The sequence below is a fragment of the Enterococcus sp. PLH-Efm8 genome (assembly GCF_053011625.1).
The window spans coordinates 92,421-111,280 of record NZ_CP172568.1; the positions used below are offsets into that span (position 1 = coordinate 92,421).

Consider the following 18,860-nt stretch of genomic DNA (forward strand, 5'->3'; position numbering starts at 1 on the left):
ATGAGTGAAAAAAACAATACAGCAGTTCAAGAAAGTATTCCTCCTATGGGGATACGAATGATTGCTCGAGAATTTAAAAAAGATAAAATTGCTATTTTTTCATTAGGTTTGCTAGTGGTTTTATTATTAGTGATCTTTATCGGTGCGATGCTGACCGATCAAGACAAAGTGATGTATGTTAGTATCTTCGACAAATACGCTGCACCAGGAACAGTTTCGACACAAGGACAAAAGTTCATTCTGGGAGCAGATGAAGGCGGACGTGATGTATTAGGACAATTGATCATAGGTGCTAGAAACTCTGTTACGATCGGATTTGCGATCACGATCCTTACTTCGATCATCGGGGTTGGATTAGGGATCATCTCTGGCTACTACGGAGGGATCATTGACAACATCTTGATGCGGATCGTTGATTTTATCATGATTCTACCGATCATGCTGATCATTATCGTCTTCGTATCGATTATTTCCAGATACAATGTCTGGTCCTTTATATTCATCATGAGTGCATTTTATTGGGTAGCTAAAGCCCGATTATTCCGAAGCAAGACATTATCTGAAGCAAGAAGAGATTATGTCAGTGCCTCAAAAACAATGGGAACCAATGATTTTAAAATCATGTTCCGCGAAATCATGCCGAATCTAAGTTCATTAATCATTACTAATTTGACGATGAACTTTGCGGCAAACATCGGTATCGAGACAACTTTGACTTTCTTAGGTTTCGGCTTGCCGGCAAATGTACCTAGTTTAGGTACATTGATCGGTTATGCAAGTAACGGAGAAGTCTTAGTGAATCGGCAATGGATCTGGTTACCCGCATCAATCCTTATTTTAGTTTTGATGTTGAGTATCAATTATGTTGGACAAGCATTCAAGCGTTCTGCAGATGCGCGCCAACGGTTAGGCTAGTATAGAAGCGAAGGGGGAAATAGGAATGAAGAAAACGATTTTTGGATTTGCAGCGCTGATGTCTGCTGTCGTTCTTGCAGCATGCGGGGGCGGAGGTACAGATACCTCTGGAAACAACTCTGGAGGCAACGGCAATAACAAAGAGGAATTAACTTTTCCAATTGCAACAAAAAATAATGATGATGCAATCGAAGACGGCGAATTAGAAGCTGCGGTCGCAACGGACAGTCAGTTTAAAGGATTGTTCCAGTGGGAGTTTTACCAAGATTCATATGATGCAGCTTTTATGGCTCCTTCTCATGAACCGCTATTTGCAAACGATGACGATTTCAGAATCACAGACGACGGAGCTGCAACGCTTGATCTAGATGAAGATACGAAAAAAGCGACAATCAAAGTAAAAGACAACGTCAAATGGTCAGATGGTGAAGATGTAACGGCGGACGATGTGATTTTCCCTTACGAAATCATTGGGAATAAAGATTACACTGGTATCCGTTATGACGACACTTTCCGTAACATCGTAGGTATGGAAGAATATCATGATGGAAGTGCCGACACAATCTCCGGAATCAAAAAAATAGACGACAAAACAGTTGAAATCGAATATAAAGAAGTAAACCCAAGCATGCTTCAATCGGGTGGTGGTATCTGGTCATATGCAGCACCAAAACATACGTTAGAAGGTGTAGCAATCAAAGATATGGAATCAAGCGATCAAGTACGTAAAAATCCAGTGACTTTTGGCCCTTATTACATGAGTAATATCGTTGCAGGAGAATCAGTAGAATACTTGCCAAACGAGCACTACTGGAATGGTACGCCTAAATTGAAAAAGATCACGATGAAATCTGTACCGATGGCAAGTGCAACTGAAGCATTGAACTCTAAATTATATGATATGATTTTCCAAATGCCAACAGATACTTACGATACCTATAAAGAAATTGCTGGCTATACAAACTTAGGCCGTGAACAAACTTCTTATACTTATCTAGGATTCAAGTTAGGTAAATGGAATGCAGATACAAAGAGTGTGGAATACAATCCAGATTCAAAAATGGCTGATAAATCATTACGTCAAGCAATGGGCTATGCATTAGATAATAATGCAGTAGGTGAACGTTTCTATGCAGGTTTGAGAAGCAATGCGACTTCATTGATTCCTCCAGTATTCCAGTCATACCATGATGATGAGATGAAAGGATTCACACAAGATCTAGACAAAGCGAAAAAACTATTAGATGATGCTGGCTACAAAGATGTGGATGACGATGGTTTAAGAGAAGACAAAGATGGAAATAAACTAACAATCAACTTTGCTTCGATGTCCGGTGGGGAAACAGCGCAACCATTGGCAGATTACTATATCCAACAATGGAAAGAAATTGGTTTGGATGTCCAATACACAACAGGTCGTCTGATCGAATTCAATTCTTTCTATGATAAATTAGAAAACGATGATCCTGAAATTGATGTTTACCAAGCTGCTTGGAATACAGGAACTGATCCAAATCCAAGTGGACTATGGGGACCAAATGCTGCGTTCAACTACACTCGTTATGAATCAGAAGAAAATACAAAATTGATCAACGATATCAGTTCAAGCAAAGCATTTGATGAAGAGTACCAAAAAGAAGCATATCAAAAATGGCAACAATATGCATTTGAAGAAGCATTTGCGATTCCAACGTTGTTCCGTAATGAAGTATTGCCAGTCAACGACCGTGTCAAAGACTGGGATTGGTCTTATGATGTACCAAACCCATGGGCAAATGTTTCTGTTACAGCAGATTCACGTTCATAATCACTAAAAATGACCGAAAAAGGGCGATGTCCTTTTTCGGTTTTTTGATATTTTTCTGTTTATTTCTCTAATATTCAGGTCAAGGCGCTGATTTCATGACTTCTCCAATAAACGGTGTTCAAAGTCCAGTTTCTCGGTATTAAGTCAAATTTATGCAAAAATATGGAAAGCCATTTTCACAAAATTTTTTCTTCATACTCGAAACTAAACGAATTTTTCACAACTTCTCGTCAATCACTAGGATTATTAAAGCTTTACTTACCTTTTGACCGAACCATTTCAAATTTGACAAAAAACCAGTATAATAAGGAAGTATCGAAAAAATATCCATAAAAGGAATGTGGAAAATGGACAACCAGCTGACAAAAGAACTAAAAGAAAACTATAACATCGTTTTTCACGATCTAAATTTGCTTGAACAAGCTTTTACCCATTCATCCTATGTGAATGAGCATCGCAATCTGCAATTATCGGATAATGAGCGACTTGAATTTTTAGGAGATGCCGTTTTAGAACTGATGGTTTCTCAGTATTTATTCCGTTTATATCCTCATTTGCCAGAAGGAAAATTGACAAAAACACGAGCTGCGATCGTTCGCGAAGACAGCTTGTCGAAATTTGCCAAAGAATGTCACTTTGATCAATATGTTTTGTTGGGCAAGGGAGAAGAGAATTCAGGAGGACGTACGCGACCAGCATTGCTTTGCGACCTATTCGAAGCTTTTTTAGGCGCGTTATATCTTGACCAGGGATTCGACACGACCCATGCATTCATCGAAAAAGTGATTTTTCCTAAAGTCAAAGCAGGTGCTTTTTCACATGAGATGGATCATAAAACAAAACTACAAGAAGTCTTGCAAAAATCAGGTGATGTATCAATCGAATACCGATTGATCAATGAAGAAGGTCCAGCTCATGAACGAGTATTTTGGATCGAAGTTTATGTAGATGATCAATTGATTGGCACTGGACAAGGGAAATCGAAAAAATTAGCAGAACAAGCTGCGGCGGAAAATGCATTGGCAGCACTGTAAAAGTAAGTGAGGGAAAGCTTTGTATTTGAAACGAATTGAAATAGCCGGTTTTAAATCATTTGCAGACAAGACAGTCATTGATTTTGAAAATAGCGTCACAGCAGTGGTTGGACCAAATGGCAGCGGAAAAAGCAATATTACAGAGGCTATCCGCTGGGTATTAGGAGAACAATCTGCTAAAAGTCTGCGAGGCGGAAAAATGCCGGATATCATCTTTGCCGGTTCCGATACCCGTAAGCAGCTGAATATTGCAGAAGTCACAGTGATTTTAGACAATAGTGATCATTATCTGCCATTGGAGTACAATGAGATCAGTGTAACCCGCCGTTATCGACGGACTGGGGAAAGCGAGTTTTTCATCAATAAACAAAGCTGCAGATTAAAAGATATCCAAGAATTGTTCTTAGATTCTGGATTAGGAAAAGAATCGTTCTCAATCATTTCTCAAGGAAAAGTAGAAGCGATTTTCAGTAGTAAACCGGAAGACCGTCGTGGGATCTTTGAAGAAGCAGCTGGTGTCTTGAAATACAAGCAGCGGAAAAAGAAAGCAGAACAGAAGCTTTTTGAAACAGAAGACAACCTCAGCCGCGTCCAAGACATCATCCACGAATTGGAAGAACAGTTAACTCCTTTGGCCGCCCAGAGTGAGGCAGCAAAGGAGTTTTTACGGCTAAAAGAAACACTGACTCAAACCGATGTCTCTTTGATGGTTGCTGAAATCAAGACAGCAAAAAAAGATTGGGACAACAAACAAGCACAGCTTGCGAAATTCAATCTAGAATTAGGCAAACTATCTGAGTCGATCCAAGAACAAGAATCCATTTTGGCGAAGCAGCGTAAAGAAAATGCGCAAGCCGATCGTCTGATCGAAAAAAATCAGCAAGTATTATTAGATCTTTCGGAAAAACTGAAGCAGACAGAAGGACAAAAAGATGTTTTGCAGGAGCGGACAAAGCATACACAAAAAAGCTCGCAAGAATATCAAACTTCATTAGCAGAAGCACAAAAAAAGGTTAAACATTTTGAAAAGCTTCAAGAAAGCTTGATGAAAGCAGCAGCAGAAAAAGAAACAGAGATCCAAAAAGCTGAAGCAAATCTCATAAAAACACAGCAAGAATTAGAAAAATACCAAAAATCAACGAAAGAATTATTGGCAGAATTAAGAGATCAATATGTTGATTTGATGCAAGAACAAGCAGCTGTAGGAAACGAACTGAAGTATCTAGAACGTCAATATATACAAGAAACAGCAAAAAGCAAGCAGACGTTAGCCAAGCAATCGGAAGTAGAAGCATCAGTAGACCGATTGATCTTACAAAAAGAAGAATTGACACAAAAGCAGGCGCAGCTAAAATCATCTTTAACTGAAACAAAAGAGAAGTTAGAAATGATCCAACAAAACGGGAAAAAGTTCCAAGAAGCATTAGCAAAAGAACAGCCTAAAATGTATCAATTAATGAATCAAGTCCAGCAGCTACGTGCTCGTAAGAAAAGCCTTCAAGAAATCCAAGAAAACTATTTTGGTTTTTACCAAGGGGTTCGATTGGTCTTGCAGCATAAACAGCAGCTTTCGGGTATTGTCGGAGCAGTGGCTGAACTGATCGATGTTCCTGCAGATTTCACGTTAGCTATCGAAGCAGCTTTAGGTGGGGCAGCCCAGCATGTCATCGTTGAAAATGAAAAAGATGCTCGGCAAGCCATCACGTATTTGAAACAGCAAAGAGGAGGAAGAGCAACATTCCTTCCACTGACGACAATCAAACCAAGACAATTACCGGCTCATATATTGACACAAGCAGCAGCTGTAGAAGGGTTTATAGGGATTGCCAGTGAACAAGTCAGTTATCCCGATCAAATCCAAACTGTGGTTCAAAACCTGCTAGGAACGATCCTTTTAGCCAAAGACTTAACTAGTGCCAATGCAATCGCGCAAACGATCCGCTATCAATATCGAGTGGTTTCCTTAGAAGGTGATGTGATGAATGCCGGAGGATCCATGACAGGTGGAGCGAATAAACGAGGAAACCAAGGCAGTTTGTTTGTACAAAATCAAGAATTGAAACAGTTGACTAGTGAATTTGAAGAAGCAGATAAACAACTCCAAGCACAAGAAAAAAAAGTTCAGGAGCTGCAACAAGAAACAGCTCGTTTAGCCGAAGAACAAGAAGTTTTGCGTACACGAGGCGAACAATTACGTTTTGAAGAACAAGAAGCGACAAATCAGCTACAAAACATCATAAATGAACTTGAACGTTTTGAAAAAGAAAAGCAAATCTCAACTTTTGAGACACGTGAACTGCAGCAGTTTATCGAAGATTACGAAAAGCAAACGAACGAATTGAAAGACAAACAAACAGATCTTGAATCGCAACGACAAAAAATCGACGAAGAAATCAAATCGTTAAGTCAAGAAAGCGACCAGATGGAAGCCAGAAGAGCACAAGTACAAAGTCAAAAAGCACAAGAACAAGCAGATCTTGCTGTCTTGAAAGAGCAGTTTAATCATCTGCAGATCCAGCTCCGCGGTGCCCGAGTCCAAAAAGCAGAGGCAACCGAACGTCAAGAAGCGATAGAAAAGCAGTTGGCGACATTGACAGCAGACTTTTCTGATCATGAAGTCACAGAAGAAAGTTTGGAAAAACAAATTAACGAATTATCTGCTCAGCGAGAAACATTAAAAGCCGAGTTGGCAAAAGCCAAAGAGCAGCGAGATAGAAGGCAAAAGGAGATCGATAAGCTTGAAGCAGTCTTGGCAGAGCGTAATCGTGAGCAAAAAGCACGACTGTCGGAACAATCCAAATTAGAAGTCCAAAAAGACCGAGCTGAAATGATTTTAGATAATCATTTGACCTATCTGCAGTCAGAATATCAGCTGACATTTGAGAAAGCTTCCCAAGACTATCAAGAAACAACCGATATCGAAGACAGTAGAACAAAGGTTTCATCCTTAAAAGAACAGATTGAAAAACTGGGACCAGTAAACTTAAATTCAATCGAACAATACGAACAAGTCAGTGAAAGACATACATTCTTAGCAACACAGCGAGATGATCTGTTAGCAGCGAAAAACCAATTGTTTGAAACGATGGATGAGATGGATGATGAAGTGCGGACAAGATTCAAAGAAGTATTTGAAGCTATCCGTCAAGAATTCAAAATTGTCTTTCCAAATATGTTTGGCGGCGGTAAAGCTGAATTAGTACTGACGGAACCAACTGATTTGCTGAAAACAGGTATTGAGATTGAAGTACAACCTCCTGGCAAAAAACTGCAAAGTCTAAGTTTGCTTTCTGGAGGAGAACGAGCACTTACAGCCATCGCGTTGCTCTTTTCCATTATCCGTGTCTGTCCTGTTCCGTTTTGTATCTTAGATGAGGTAGAAGCAGCGTTAGATGAAGCCAACGTGAAACGTTTTGGTCGTTACTTGAGCGATTTCCAAGATGACACACAATTTATCGTAGTCACACACCGCAAAGGAACGATGGTCGCAGCAGATGTACTGTACGGAGTGACGATGCAGGAATCCGGTGTATCAAAAATCGTTTCTGTACGGATGGAAGATATCAATGAAGAGGCGAAAATCAACGAAACGAAAGTGTAGGAACGAAAATGATCAAATTAGTAGCAATCGATTTGGACGGTACATTATTAAATGAACAAAAGCTGATTTCAGATGAGAATAAACAAGCATTAGCACAAGCAAAACAGCAAGGGGTCAAGATCGTTCTATGTACAGGACGCCCCTTAGCTGCGATGGCGCATTATCTGCAAGAATTAGGACTGGTAGATGAAGGTGACTACAGCATCACTTTCAACGGCGGTTTGGTACAAAAAAATGATACTGGTGAAATCATGGAAAAGAAAGTGATGGAAGTATCAGATATCCAACGCTTATACAAACTGGCTCAGCAATTGGATCTGCCACTAGATGTTTTGTCTGACAATGTGGTTTTACAGCTGCCTAGTGCCCCAAGGAAGCAATCCTTGTACAATGTGTTGAATAAGCTGCTGCAATTCCAACCAGCGGATATAAGCGATATTACAGATGAATTTGTGCTTAATAAGGCAGTAATCGCTTATGACCAAGAAGAATTAGATCCTAAAATCAAAGAAATACCAGCAGAATTCCATGAAATGTATGAGATCATCAAAACAAGAAGTATGCTTTTGGAATTTATGCCAAAAGGTGTTACAAAAGCTTATGGTATTTCTTTATTGGCAAAAGATCTTGGTTTGAAACAAGAAGAAATCATGGCGATCGGTGATGAGGAAAATGATTTACCGATGATCCAATATGCTGGACTAGGCGTAGCGATGGAGAATGCTGTGCCTTTCGTCAAAGAAGCAGCAGATTTCGTGACAGCCAGCAATGAAGAAAATGGCGTAGCCAAAGTGATCCAAAAATTTGTATTAGAGTAGGGGGAGTCAAATGGGATTTTTTGATAAAATCAAGCGTGCTTTTACTGGCGAAGAGAAAACAGAAGAAGTTGAAGTACAGGAGAAGTACGACAAGGGTTTAGAAAAGACGCGTAAAACATTTGGTGAACGGATGAATGAGTTGTTTGCCAATTTTCGAACAGTCGATGAAGACTTTTTTGAAGAATTAGAAGAAACACTTATCGGTGCAGATGTAGGTTTTGAAACAGCGATACGAATCACCGAAGCATTACGTCAAGAAGTGAAACTCAGAAATGCGAAAAAATCGGCAGAAGTCCAAAATGCGATCATCGAGAAACTTGTGGATCTCTATGAAGCGGAAGGAATCAATGAAGTAAATGAACTAAATATCCAAGAAGACGGACTAACAGTTATTTTGTTTGTCGGTGTTAATGGTGTAGGGAAAACAACAAGTATTGGTAAACTTGCCCATCAGTTCAAAAACGAAGGTAAAAAAGTATTGATGGCAGCAGCAGATACCTTCCGCGCTGGAGCAATCGACCAGTTAGTTGTCTGGGGCGAACGCGCTGGTGTTGAAGTTGTTCGTGGCAATGCAGGAGGCGATCCAGCAGCTGTCGTATTCGATGCTTTGGAAAGAGCAAAGACAGAGCAGGCAGATGTTTTACTAGTTGATACTGCAGGCCGACTGCAAAATAAAGTGAACTTGATGAACGAATTAGAAAAAATAAAACGAGTAATCCAGCGGGAATTACCAGAAGCACCCCAAGAAACACTTCTTGTATTAGATGCAACCACTGGTCAAAACGCGATGGTTCAAGCAAAACAATTCAAAGAAACAACAGATGTGACCGGTCTTGTTTTGACAAAATTAGATGGTACAGCAAAGGGCGGTATCGTACTTGCTATCCGTAATGAATTGCATTTACCAGTGAAATTGGTCGGTCTTGGTGAAGGAATCGATGACTTGGAGCCGTTTGATCCAAATGATTTTGTCGTTGGATTGTTCAAAGGATTACTAAAAGAAGAATAACCCATGTCTAAAAAGCAGGAGCTGTGACAAAAGTTGCAGCTCCTTGTTTGAATGATTGTTTTTAACATAGCTGTGTTTTTGATGCCTTCATTTTTATACTTATTTGTAAGCGGTTCTCAAACAATTTCGTTCTTTTTCTTAGACTTTTTGATTATAATTAGATTCATATGAATTGGAGGTCACTTAATGATGAATTTTAAGCAATTATTATTGCATGTCAATGCGCGCCCTTTTATCGACCAAGCTCGATTTGGTATAGAACGGGAAGGACAGCGGGTTGATCTTGCAGGAAATCTAGCAAAAACCGATCATCCAGCAATCTTTGGCGATCGATCCTATCACCCCTATATCCAAACAGATTTTAGCGAAACACAAACAGAGATGATCACCCCTGTTACCGATTCTATTCCCGAATTATTTCAGTATCTCGCTGCTGTTTATGATGTGACTGCTCGTTCTATACCGAAAGAAGAGATGATCTGGCCATTAAGTATGCCACCTGCCTTACCGGAAAAAGACGAAGAGATCATTATTGCAAAATTAAAAAATTTCGAAGATGTCTTGTATCGACGTTATTTAGCAAAAGAATACGGGAAGCGAAAACAGATGGTAAGCGGTATTCATTTCAATTTTGAATTTGGCGATGAGTTGCTAAGAACATTGTTCAGCCATCAGGAAGAATTTCAAGATTTTTCCGAATTCAAAACAGAACTTTATTTGAAAACAGCGAGAAACTTTATGCGCTATCGCTGGATGATCACTTATTTATTCGGTGCTTCACCAATGAGTGAGAAGAACTACTTTTTAGATGAATCACATCCGCAAGAACCTGTTCGCAGTATTCGCAACAGTGCGCTGGGCTATACGAATCATCCAAATGTGAAAGTTTCCTATGCTTCTATGAAACAGTATTTAGCAGATATCGAGCGAATGATCGAAGAAGGGAAACTTTCGGAGGAGAAAGAATTTTATACACCGCTTCGTTTCCGAGGCGGAAAGAAAGTCGCAGATTTAGCAACAACAGGTGTTCGTTATATTGAATTGCGGAATATCGATTTGAATCCTTATGCAAGATTGGGTATCAATCCAGAGCAAGTTCGGTTCTTACAATTATTCCTGATGTACATGTTATGGACAGAAGAAAAAGAAGACTGTGACCAATGGGTAGCAGAAGGTACGACTCGAAATAACAAAGTAGCACTAGAACAACCATCAGATCAAACAGAATTTCATCAAGAAGGTAGAGAAATTCTTGAAGGAATGAAGCAAATGCTGGTTGAATTGGATTGGTTGGATTCTCTTTATTTAGTAGAGGAAGCATTGACTCAAATGGATCATCCTGAACAAACGTTAGCAGCGAAACTCTATCAAGAAGCACAGCTATCGAGTCAGCAAGAAGTTGCTGTGGCATTGGGACATCAATATTATAAAGAAAGCCATGAACGTCCCTATCAGTTGGCCGGTTTTCGCGAAATGGAACTTTCTACTCAGATATTTATGTTCGATGCCATCCAAAAAGGTGTCCAAGTCAAAGTATTAGATGAGTCGGATCAATTTTTGCGTCTGCAATTCCAAGACCATGTAGAATATGTGAAAAATGCAAACATGACAAGTAAGGACAGCTATATCGTCCCACTTATCATGGAAAACAAAACAGTAACGAAAAAAGTCTTAAAAGAAGCTGGGTTCCGGGTACCAGGAGGCGCAGAATTTTCATCCATGGAAGAAGCGGTAAAAGCTTATCCGAGATTTGCCGAGCAGGCATTTGTGATCAAACCTAAATCAACCAATTACGGGTTAGGTATCACGATTTTCAAGGAAGGAGCTAGTCTGGAAGATTATCAAGCAGGTTTAGCCATTGCTTTTCGTGAAGACAGTTCGGTTTTAGTAGAAGAATTTATGCCGGGAACGGAATATCGTTTCTTTGTGATCGACGGAGAAGTCCAAGCCATCATGTTGCGAGTCCCTGCTAATGTTATTGGTGACAGTATCCGAACAGTGAAAGAACTTGTTGAAGAAAAAAATAGTGACCCTTTGCGTGGAACGAATCATCGTGCACCTTTAGAATTGATCCAATTAGGTGAATTAGAACAATTGATGTTGAAAGAACAAGGGTTGACGATCGAATCAGTTCCCCAAGCCAATCAAATTGTTTATCTAAGGGAGAACTCAAATATCAGTACAGGTGGTGATTCGATCGATATGACTGATGAATTTTCTGAAGCTTACAAAAAAATCGCCGTTTCTGCGGTAGAAGCACTAGGAGCTAAGATTAGTGGTATCGATTTGATTATACCAGATAAAGAAATCGATCCTACAACTGATAAAAAAGCATATGGGATCATCGAAGCAAATTTCAATCCAGCCATGCATATGCATGTTTATCCTTTTGCAGGAAAAGGCAGAAGATTGACGATGAATGTATTGAAATTGTTATATCCTGAAGTATTTTAAAAGAAAAAGCTTTTGACAGATTGTCCTATTTGATGTCAATCTGATCAAAAGCTTTTTTTGCATGTAAAAATTTATGTGTTTTTTCGTTTTAAAATAAACGATCCCAGAAGCTTTTTTTCTTTTTTGGTTTTTCTTTTTCAGCTGGCGAAGAGTTTTCTTCTGGGTATTTTTTTTCGATATCAATCACAGGTTCATTTACTGCTTCTTTTGCTGTTAAGAGCAATCCGAATTCCTCAGGATTTGCAGTGACGTAATCGTTGACTACAGTGAAACGGCTATTGTTTTTCGTTGCTAGCTGGATATATTGGTTTTGGACAGAAAGGGGTAGAGCCCCATTCAAGAGTATGGAAGCATCTGGATGTTTTTTGAGTTCTTTTAAAAAGTTTTCTTTGTTTTTTGGTTGGATCATTTCAGCAACAGTCATACTAAGATAGCAGCGTTCCCTGAATGTCCCTAAATATTTATGCTGTTCTTCAGGGTTCACTAAAGGTGTACCATAAAGTCCCTTATCCAAATGGCTTTTTACATCATCTTGTGCCATAAAAAATACCCTCCTTCTTCTCTTTGTCTTTCTTACGATTATAGCATATTCCCAATAATACCTAAAACATATGAAAAAGCGGTTGCTTTTGTTCAACGATTCACTTAAAATAAGAATGAAAATCATTCTCAATTAGAAAGGTGGATTGGATGCGCTACGGACGACTAGTAGCATTATTAGTTATTTTAAGTAGTATTTCATTGTTCATCGGAGTATCGAATGTACAATTGTCAGAACTGCTCCAGTTAGATGGGCAAAGCTTACAAATCTTGCTAGTGACTCGTTTGCCACGAACGATTTGTTTGATCCTTGTGGGAGCGACCAGTAGTATTTGTGGGTTGATCATGCAACATTTGACCCAAAATAAATTTGTTTCACCAACGACTGCGGGCACGATGGATAGTGCGCGTTTAGGTATTTTAGTGGCTATGATTTTCCTACCTGGTGCATCCTTGATTGTCCGATCCTTGACAGCATTTTGCTTTGCTTTTGCAGGAACATTGCTTTTTTTATCCCTTACGCGATTGTTCCTCCAGAAAAATCAATTGATGCTTCCGTTGATTGGAGTCATGTTAGGGAATATCATTGGTTCAGTTGCTACTTTTTTTGCTTATCAATTCCAGTTGGTACAAAATATGACTTCATGGCTTCAAGGGAATTTTGCGACTGTGATACGAGGAAATTATGAGTTATTGTATGCTGTTGTTCCATTGTTGCTCTTGGTTTGGCTATTTGCTTACCGATTTACGATCATTGGTCTGGGCGAATCGTTTGCAGTAAATCTGGGAATAGATTACCAGAAGATGCAGTTTTTAGGCATTGGCTTAGTATCATTGGCTAGTGCAGTCATGTTGATCATGGTAGGAAGCATTCCTTTTATCGGAGTGATCATTCCGAATCTTGTCTCTAGAATATATGGAGATCAAGTGCACAAAACAATTGGCGTAACTGCTTTAGCAGGTAGTTTGTTCTTAGTATTTTGCGATCTTGTCGCTCGCGTGTTGATTTTTCCTTATGAAATACCAGTCAGTGTGATCGTTGGAATCATCGGTGGGGCTATCTTCCTTTATCTTCTGATAAGGGGACGACGATATGCTTAAAAAAAAGCCATCTATTTTTATTGGTATGCTTGTTCTTGTTTTATTTGTTACAGGAATGTACTTGACGATCCATACATATGGAAACTGGCATTTTGCATGTGCATTGAGGAGTAAGAAAATTTTTGCATTTATCCTTGTCTCGCTAGCTGTCAGCAGTGCCACAATCAGCTTTCAGACAATTACGCATAACCAGTTTTTGACTCCTTCAGTATTGGGACTTGAGTCGTTATATGTCCTTGTCCAAACGGTCCTTTTCTTCTTTATCGGAGGAGTGACGATGCTTCAGCAGACAGGTACAGTTTTTTTCTTATTGAACGTTGGGCTGATGGTCGGGCTGAGTCTATTGTTATTTTTCTTTCTTTTGAAAAAAATGAGAGCGAATCTTTTTTTATTACTGATGTCAGGGATGATTTTAGGTACGCTTTTTGGTAGTGTCAGTACCTTTTTACAAGTCATCATGGATCCGAATGAATATGATTTGCTTCAAGGCAGATTATTTGCAAGCTTTGGCAATATCCAGAGTCAGTATCTTTTGCCTGCTTCTTTGATCATTATCGGCTGCTGGTACCTGTTATTTCGATATCGACATGTGCTAGACGTTTTCCATCTCGGAAATGAACAAGCAGTAAACCTCGGGATAGACACAGATCGTTTTGAATTTTTGATTTTATGTTGTGTCAGTCTTTTGACAGGGACATCAACGGCTCTTGTGGGTCCAGTTACTTTTTTAGGGTTTATTGTCGCAAATATCAGTTATCGTGTCTTTTCTACTTATCGTCATGGTCAGCTATTTATCGGAAGCTTTCTGGTAGCTATGCTGTTTCTGACAGGAGGACAGCTCGCAGTAGAGCAGATTTTCGGCTGGAATACAACAGTGAGTGTCGTCGTTGAATTTGTCGGAGGAATTTATTTTGTCACAAAATTGATTCGCGAAAGGAAGAGTATCCTATGATTGATTTACAAAAGGTCAATAAACTGTACCATGGAAAATCAGTGGTTAAAGATGTACAGTTAACGATTCCTGAAAAGAAGTTGACTGCTTTTATCGGTCCAAATGGTGCTGGAAAGTCAACGGTGTTGTCGATGATCAGTCGTTTGATACCAAAAGATACAGGTGAAATCTATTTAGACCATAACGAAGTAAAGGCTTGGAAATCCAATGAATTAGCCAAAAAATTATCGATCCTACGACAATCGAATGAAATAAATGTCCAAATCACCGTGAAAGAATTAGTAGAATTTGGACGATTTCCTTATACGAAAGGAAAATTGACGACAAAAGACGAGGAAATCGTTCAGGAATCACTGGAACACATTGGGTTAGAAGAAATAGCGGATCAATCGATTGACACTCTTTCAGGCGGTCAACTCCAACGTGCGTATATTGCAATGGTGCTAGCGCAAGACACGGATTATATTTTACTGGATGAACCTTTGAACAATCTAGATATGAATTTTGCGGTTCAAATCATGCAGATTTTAAAAAATTTAGTACAAGAAATCGGGAAAACAATTGTTATTGTTCTTCATGATATCAACTTTGCTGCAAGTTATGCAGACGAAATTGTTGCAATGAAAGATGGACAGTTATTTACGCAAGGAACGACCCAAGAAATGATAAAAAAAGATGTATTGGATGAATTATACGAAATGGACATACGGATTTGTGAGATTGAAGGCCGCAGATTCTGTCTTTATTTCTAAAACTAACATTAGGAGAGAAGAGATGAAAAAATTAGTAGTAGGTATCTTGATTCTAGCATCATTTGGTTTAGCAGCATGTGGAAATAGCAACAACACCAGTCAGGCAGACACAAAAAAAAGCAGCACACAAACTGAAACTACATTGACGATAACAGATAGTAATGGAGACCAAATCGAGGTGCCAAATAATCCAGAAAAAGTCGTCGTATTCGACAATGGTTCTTTAGATACGATGGATGCTCTTGGTGTTGGAGATAAGGTAGTTGGAGCAGCTACAAGCAGCCTTCCTGAGTATCTTTCATCCTATAAAAAAGTAGAATCAGCAGGTGGAATAAAAGAACCAGACTTAGAAAAAATTAATCAGCTTCAGCCAGATCTAATCATCATTTCTGGCCGACAAAGAGATTTTCAAAAAGATCTAAGTCAAATTGCTCCGACCATTTTCCTTTCTTTAGATGCGAAAAATCCATGGGAATCTTTCCAGCAAAATGTCACTGCTTTAGGGGAGATCTTTGGTAAGCAAGAAGAAGCTAAAACTCAATTAGAGGAATTATCTAGTGCAATCGATCAGACGAAAAAGAAAGCAGAAGCTACTGACAAAAAAGCACTAGTCACACTTGTGAATGAAGGGCAATTATCAGCCTACGGATCTGGTTCTAGATTCGGTTTCATCCATGATTTATTTGGCTTTGAACAAGCAGATGATCAAATCGAAGCATCCACTCACGGTCAAAGTGTTTCTTATGAATATGTGCTGGAAAAAAATCCGGATATCTTATTTGTAGTAGACAGAACAAAAGCTATTGGTGGAGACGACAGCAAAGATGATATTTCTGCCAATGAACTGGTAGCACAAACGAATGCTGGTAAAAATCAGCAGATCATCTCCCTTGAACCAGATGTCTGGTATTTAAGCGGGGGCGGTTTAGAATCAATGAAACTGATGATCGAAGATGTGAATCAAGCATTTAAATAGCATAAATAACAGAGGATTAAACTCTCATACTATGTAACAATAATGTTTCTTACATTCTTAAATAGCAAGAGCCTATCCTCAAAGAAGTTATCAAAAACCATCCGTAAAATCGTATTGATGATTTTACGGATGGTTTTTATTTATTTGAGAAATCTTTTTTCAACGTGAATTCATTATCTACATCATACGGGTTGATTCTAGAATGGGGAGTGGCAAAAAATAGTGTGATCCATTTTTTCAGCATCAAGATCGCCTCCTTTGATTTGAATCAAAGGTACAAAGCGAAACTTAGATAAAACTTAAATTTAGATATTTTTATTTTGTACCGATCTCTTCTTTAAACGATGTTCCATCTGCTGCTTCTCGGCAATAAGTCCACTAGACTAGAAAATATGAGAAGCTATTTTCTGTCCAGCGTTCTTATTACTCAAAACAAATCGCAGTTGTCACAATCTCTTCTAAACGATGTTCCATCTGCTGCTTCTCGGCAATAAGCCCACTAGACTAGAAAATATGAGAAGCTATTTTCTGTCCAGCGTTCTTATTACTCAAAGCAAATCGCAGTTGTCACAATCTCTTCTAAACAATGTTCAATCAGCTGACCTTCGGTATTAGCTCAAAGCACTGATTTCACAACCTCTATTTAGGCATGTGTCTCAGCAAGCGGTTGATAGTTGATGATCTGCATTTTTCGATAAAAATCGGCGGGAAGCTTACTCCACCGTTTTAGTAATTGATAGAAATAACTCTCTTCTGCTTTGATTTTATACTCGCTTAATATCAATCCAAAACTATTCGTTTTTTTTGAAGCTAATTTTTTATAAATATCCAATGCTTTGGTTTTATCTTCATTGACAAAGAGTGTTTTTACTTCAATATAAGAACCCTCGATATTTTGTGTTTCTTCGATAAAATAGATGTTTTTTATATATTCCTTCATAGTGATTCCTCCAAAGAAGTCTTTTATTTGATAAGTTTACTCTACCGAAGAGTTGTTAATAATCCGTGAACAAAAAGTAATTCTTTTTCCAATAGTTGTTAAAGGTTTTTTATTTTTTATAGTATTTTTTGTTATTTAAGAAAGGAATAAGGTTAAACAAATAACAGGTTGCTTTTTGGGTCTTTTTCCGTTCAAGAAACTGAACGAAGAAAAGGGAAAGTTGTCTCTTTTGTGATAAGAGAAATCATAATAAACGAATGACTTACTTTCCAATAAATTGAGAACAGTCAGAACCAGACAAATTAGTTGCATCTGATGAATAAAGTGATTATTCTATGACATGAGGTGATACAGATGAAATTAGAAGTGACAAAAGAAGCACAAGAAGTATTGAAGAATAAATTAGAAGCAGACGATCAACTTTTATTAGATATCGAAAACGGTGACGGTCCATTTGCAGAAAGCCAAGTCAGTTGCCAATTGGATACGGCATTTCGATTGATCATTGTCAAAAAAGATACACAAACAGATCTAAGTCTTTATTCTGTAGTGGCTGATACACCAGTTGGACCAATCAAAATCAAAGACAGTGCAATACTTTACATGGATGATCCATCCACACTTGCTTTAGAACCAACTTATAATAGTTTACAATTAAAAGGACCAAGCGGCTTGAGAAAAGGCAACTTGCAAGTTGTTCGAAAAGACTAGAGGGATAAAATGGGAAAATTGGCGATCATCAGCGACCTACATGTGGACATCAATAAATTCGGCGAATCAGAGCTGATGCAGCTTTGGCAAGTTTTGCAAAAGCACAAGATCACTCGGCTTCATCTAGCCGGAGATACGGCTAATAAAGTAGACCGTTGCCTAGCTGTTGTCGAATTTTTCGTCAATAAAGGATTATCTACGACATTTCATTTCGGCAATCACGAGTTGGCAGATGTGCCCAATGAACAGATGATGGACCATTTTCCAGACCCACATTTTTTAAATGAACGGTATATTGCTTTAAATGAGCAGACCGTTCTTTTAGGGATGAATGGCTGGTACGACTATCAGTTTTCCGAATTGAAAGATTACGAGGCAATCGTACGAATGAAGCGTTTGTATTGGTATGATCGGTTCATCCAGCGTGGGAAAACAGATCTCGAGGTCAATGCAGAAATGCTTGCAGCTGCAAAAAATTTGCTAGACCAGCTGGAAGCAAAAAAACTTGAGGTGATTTTATCCACTCATTTCGTTCCTAAACGGGCATTTATCATGTATCAATCTGCTCCTTATGAGCGTTGGAACAAATTAAATGCATTTTTAGGATCAGAATCATTCGGAGAATTACTTGACCGTTATTCAAATATCAAACAAGTAGTTTTTGGCCATACGCATCGTCGCTTTGAAGATAAATCCATCGGTCACACGATTTACAGCTGCAGACCTTTTGGTTATTATTATGAATGGCAGCTGACCCGAGATTTTGTCTTGAAAGAACAGTTGCTAGACAGCTATGATCCTATGAAATTACGTGTCCTCTTGCGTGCCCATCACCCAGCTTTTCAGGCCTATCAAACACAACATTTGCAAGAGGAATTTGAACAAGCGATGACAATCGTTCCGTATTGAGACAGCATTAGTAATGTGTAAAAGAAAATACCTTGTAAAACATAAGGATAAGTAAGAGCAGTAGATCCATTTATCGTGGATATGCTGCTTTTTTTGCGGAAAATAATCAGCGAATGTTTATTTGATCGGATGATTTGTAACTCGCAGAGTACTAGATGCAAGCGTGTATTCTTTTTTTGAACGATAATCACAAAAAAAATATAATATACATTTTTTATTTAATTATAATTAATATTGATTGAAGTCTAGGCAGTCAAGTCGAGAGTGTAAAATATTTTGTGTAAATGAAAAAATCCATACAAAAAAGGAAGTCGCTTCTGTAGAATAAAGTTAACGACAAC

General features: G+C 38.6%; 15 protein-coding genes. 13 read left to right on the plus strand and 2 right to left on the minus strand.

Annotated features, from left to right (window positions below; genetic code table 11):
* From ACIFUW_RS00495 to gshAB, 7 genes are all read left to right on the plus strand, one after another.
* The gene (locus ACIFUW_RS00495; RefSeq protein ID WP_002287893.1) at positions 1–915 is read left to right on the plus strand and encodes an ABC transporter permease; all 915 of its coding nucleotides are present in this window, start codon (positions 1–3) and stop codon (positions 913–915) included.
* Between the two features lie 25 nt (positions 916–940).
* Positions 941–2,722 carry an oligopeptide ABC transporter substrate-binding protein gene (locus tag ACIFUW_RS00500; RefSeq protein WP_002287894.1) on the plus strand — a complete coding sequence of 594 codons (1,782 nt, stop codon included), beginning with the start codon at positions 941–943 and terminating at the stop codon, positions 2,720–2,722.
* A 347-nt stretch (positions 2,723–3,069) separates the two neighbouring features.
* Complete coding sequence (gene rnc / locus ACIFUW_RS00505) at positions 3,070–3,756, plus strand: ribonuclease III (RefSeq protein WP_002287896.1); 687 nt, start codon at positions 3,070–3,072, stop codon at positions 3,754–3,756.
* A 19-nt stretch (positions 3,757–3,775) separates the two neighbouring features.
* Positions 3,776–7,357, plus strand: coding sequence for a chromosome segregation protein SMC (gene smc / locus ACIFUW_RS00510; protein ID WP_002296872.1), 3,582 nt, complete (start codon positions 3,776–3,778; stop codon positions 7,355–7,357).
* Between the two features lie 8 nt (positions 7,358–7,365).
* On the plus strand, positions 7,366–8,175 hold the full coding sequence (locus tag ACIFUW_RS00515) for a Cof-type HAD-IIB family hydrolase (protein ID WP_002287898.1): 810 nt from the start codon (positions 7,366–7,368) through the stop codon (positions 8,173–8,175).
* A gap of 10 nt (positions 8,176–8,185) precedes the next feature.
* Positions 8,186–9,184 carry a signal recognition particle-docking protein FtsY gene (gene ftsY, locus ACIFUW_RS00520; RefSeq protein ID WP_002287900.1) on the plus strand — a complete coding sequence of 333 codons (999 nt, stop codon included), beginning with the start codon at positions 8,186–8,188 and terminating at the stop codon, positions 9,182–9,184.
* A 186-nt stretch (positions 9,185–9,370) separates the two neighbouring features.
* On the plus strand, positions 9,371–11,638 hold the full coding sequence (gshAB, locus tag ACIFUW_RS00525; RefSeq protein WP_002287901.1) for a bifunctional glutamate--cysteine ligase GshA/glutathione synthetase GshB: 2,268 nt from the start codon (positions 9,371–9,373) through the stop codon (positions 11,636–11,638).
* A gap of 88 nt (positions 11,639–11,726) precedes the next feature.
* On the opposite strand, the gene ACIFUW_RS00530 is transcribed toward gshAB, so the two are convergent.
* The gene (locus ACIFUW_RS00530; RefSeq protein WP_002287902.1) at positions 11,727–12,179 is read right to left on the minus strand and encodes a YueI family protein; all 453 of its coding nucleotides are present in this window, start codon (positions 12,177–12,179) and stop codon (positions 11,727–11,729) included.
* 149 nt (positions 12,180–12,328) lie between these two features.
* Here ACIFUW_RS00530 and ACIFUW_RS00535 point away from each other — a divergent pair, with 149 nt between their 5' ends.
* From ACIFUW_RS00535 to ACIFUW_RS00550, 4 genes are read left to right on the plus strand one after another with little or no spacing between them, the layout of a single operon-like run.
* Positions 12,329–13,279 (plus strand): ABC transporter permease, encoded by a 951-nt coding sequence (locus ACIFUW_RS00535; RefSeq protein WP_002287905.1) that lies wholly within the window; start codon positions 12,329–12,331, stop codon positions 13,277–13,279.
* On the plus strand, positions 13,272–14,231 hold the full coding sequence (locus ACIFUW_RS00540; RefSeq protein WP_002287906.1) for an iron chelate uptake ABC transporter family permease subunit: 960 nt from the start codon (positions 13,272–13,274) through the stop codon (positions 14,229–14,231). The genes ACIFUW_RS00535 and ACIFUW_RS00540 overlap by 8 nt, the downstream gene beginning before the upstream one ends.
* Positions 14,228–14,983 (plus strand): iron ABC transporter ATP-binding protein, encoded by a 756-nt coding sequence (locus ACIFUW_RS00545; protein ID WP_002303137.1) that lies wholly within the window; start codon positions 14,228–14,230, stop codon positions 14,981–14,983. The genes ACIFUW_RS00540 and ACIFUW_RS00545 overlap by 4 nt, the downstream gene beginning before the upstream one ends.
* 22 nt (positions 14,984–15,005) lie before the next feature.
* Positions 15,006–15,959 (plus strand): siderophore ABC transporter substrate-binding protein, encoded by a 954-nt coding sequence (locus ACIFUW_RS00550; protein WP_002287908.1) that lies wholly within the window; start codon positions 15,006–15,008, stop codon positions 15,957–15,959.
* Between the two features lie 643 nt (positions 15,960–16,602).
* Here the strand turns inward: ACIFUW_RS00550 and ACIFUW_RS00555 are convergent.
* A complete protein-coding gene (locus ACIFUW_RS00555; RefSeq protein ID WP_002287909.1) occupies positions 16,603–16,899 on the minus strand; it encodes a phenylalanyl-tRNA synthetase subunit alpha in 297 nt (98 codons plus the stop codon).
* Between the two features lie 354 nt (positions 16,900–17,253).
* Here ACIFUW_RS00555 and ACIFUW_RS00560 point away from each other — a divergent pair, with 354 nt between their 5' ends.
* Both ACIFUW_RS00560 and ACIFUW_RS00565 read left to right on the plus strand, forming a co-directional pair.
* Positions 17,254–17,610 (plus strand): iron-sulfur cluster biosynthesis family protein, encoded by a 357-nt coding sequence (locus ACIFUW_RS00560; protein WP_002287910.1) that lies wholly within the window; start codon positions 17,254–17,256, stop codon positions 17,608–17,610.
* A gap of 9 nt (positions 17,611–17,619) precedes the next feature.
* The gene (locus tag ACIFUW_RS00565) at positions 17,620–18,519 is read left to right on the plus strand and encodes a metallophosphoesterase (RefSeq protein ID WP_002287911.1); all 900 of its coding nucleotides are present in this window, start codon (positions 17,620–17,622) and stop codon (positions 18,517–18,519) included.
* Positions 18,520–18,860: the final 341 nt, after the last annotated feature.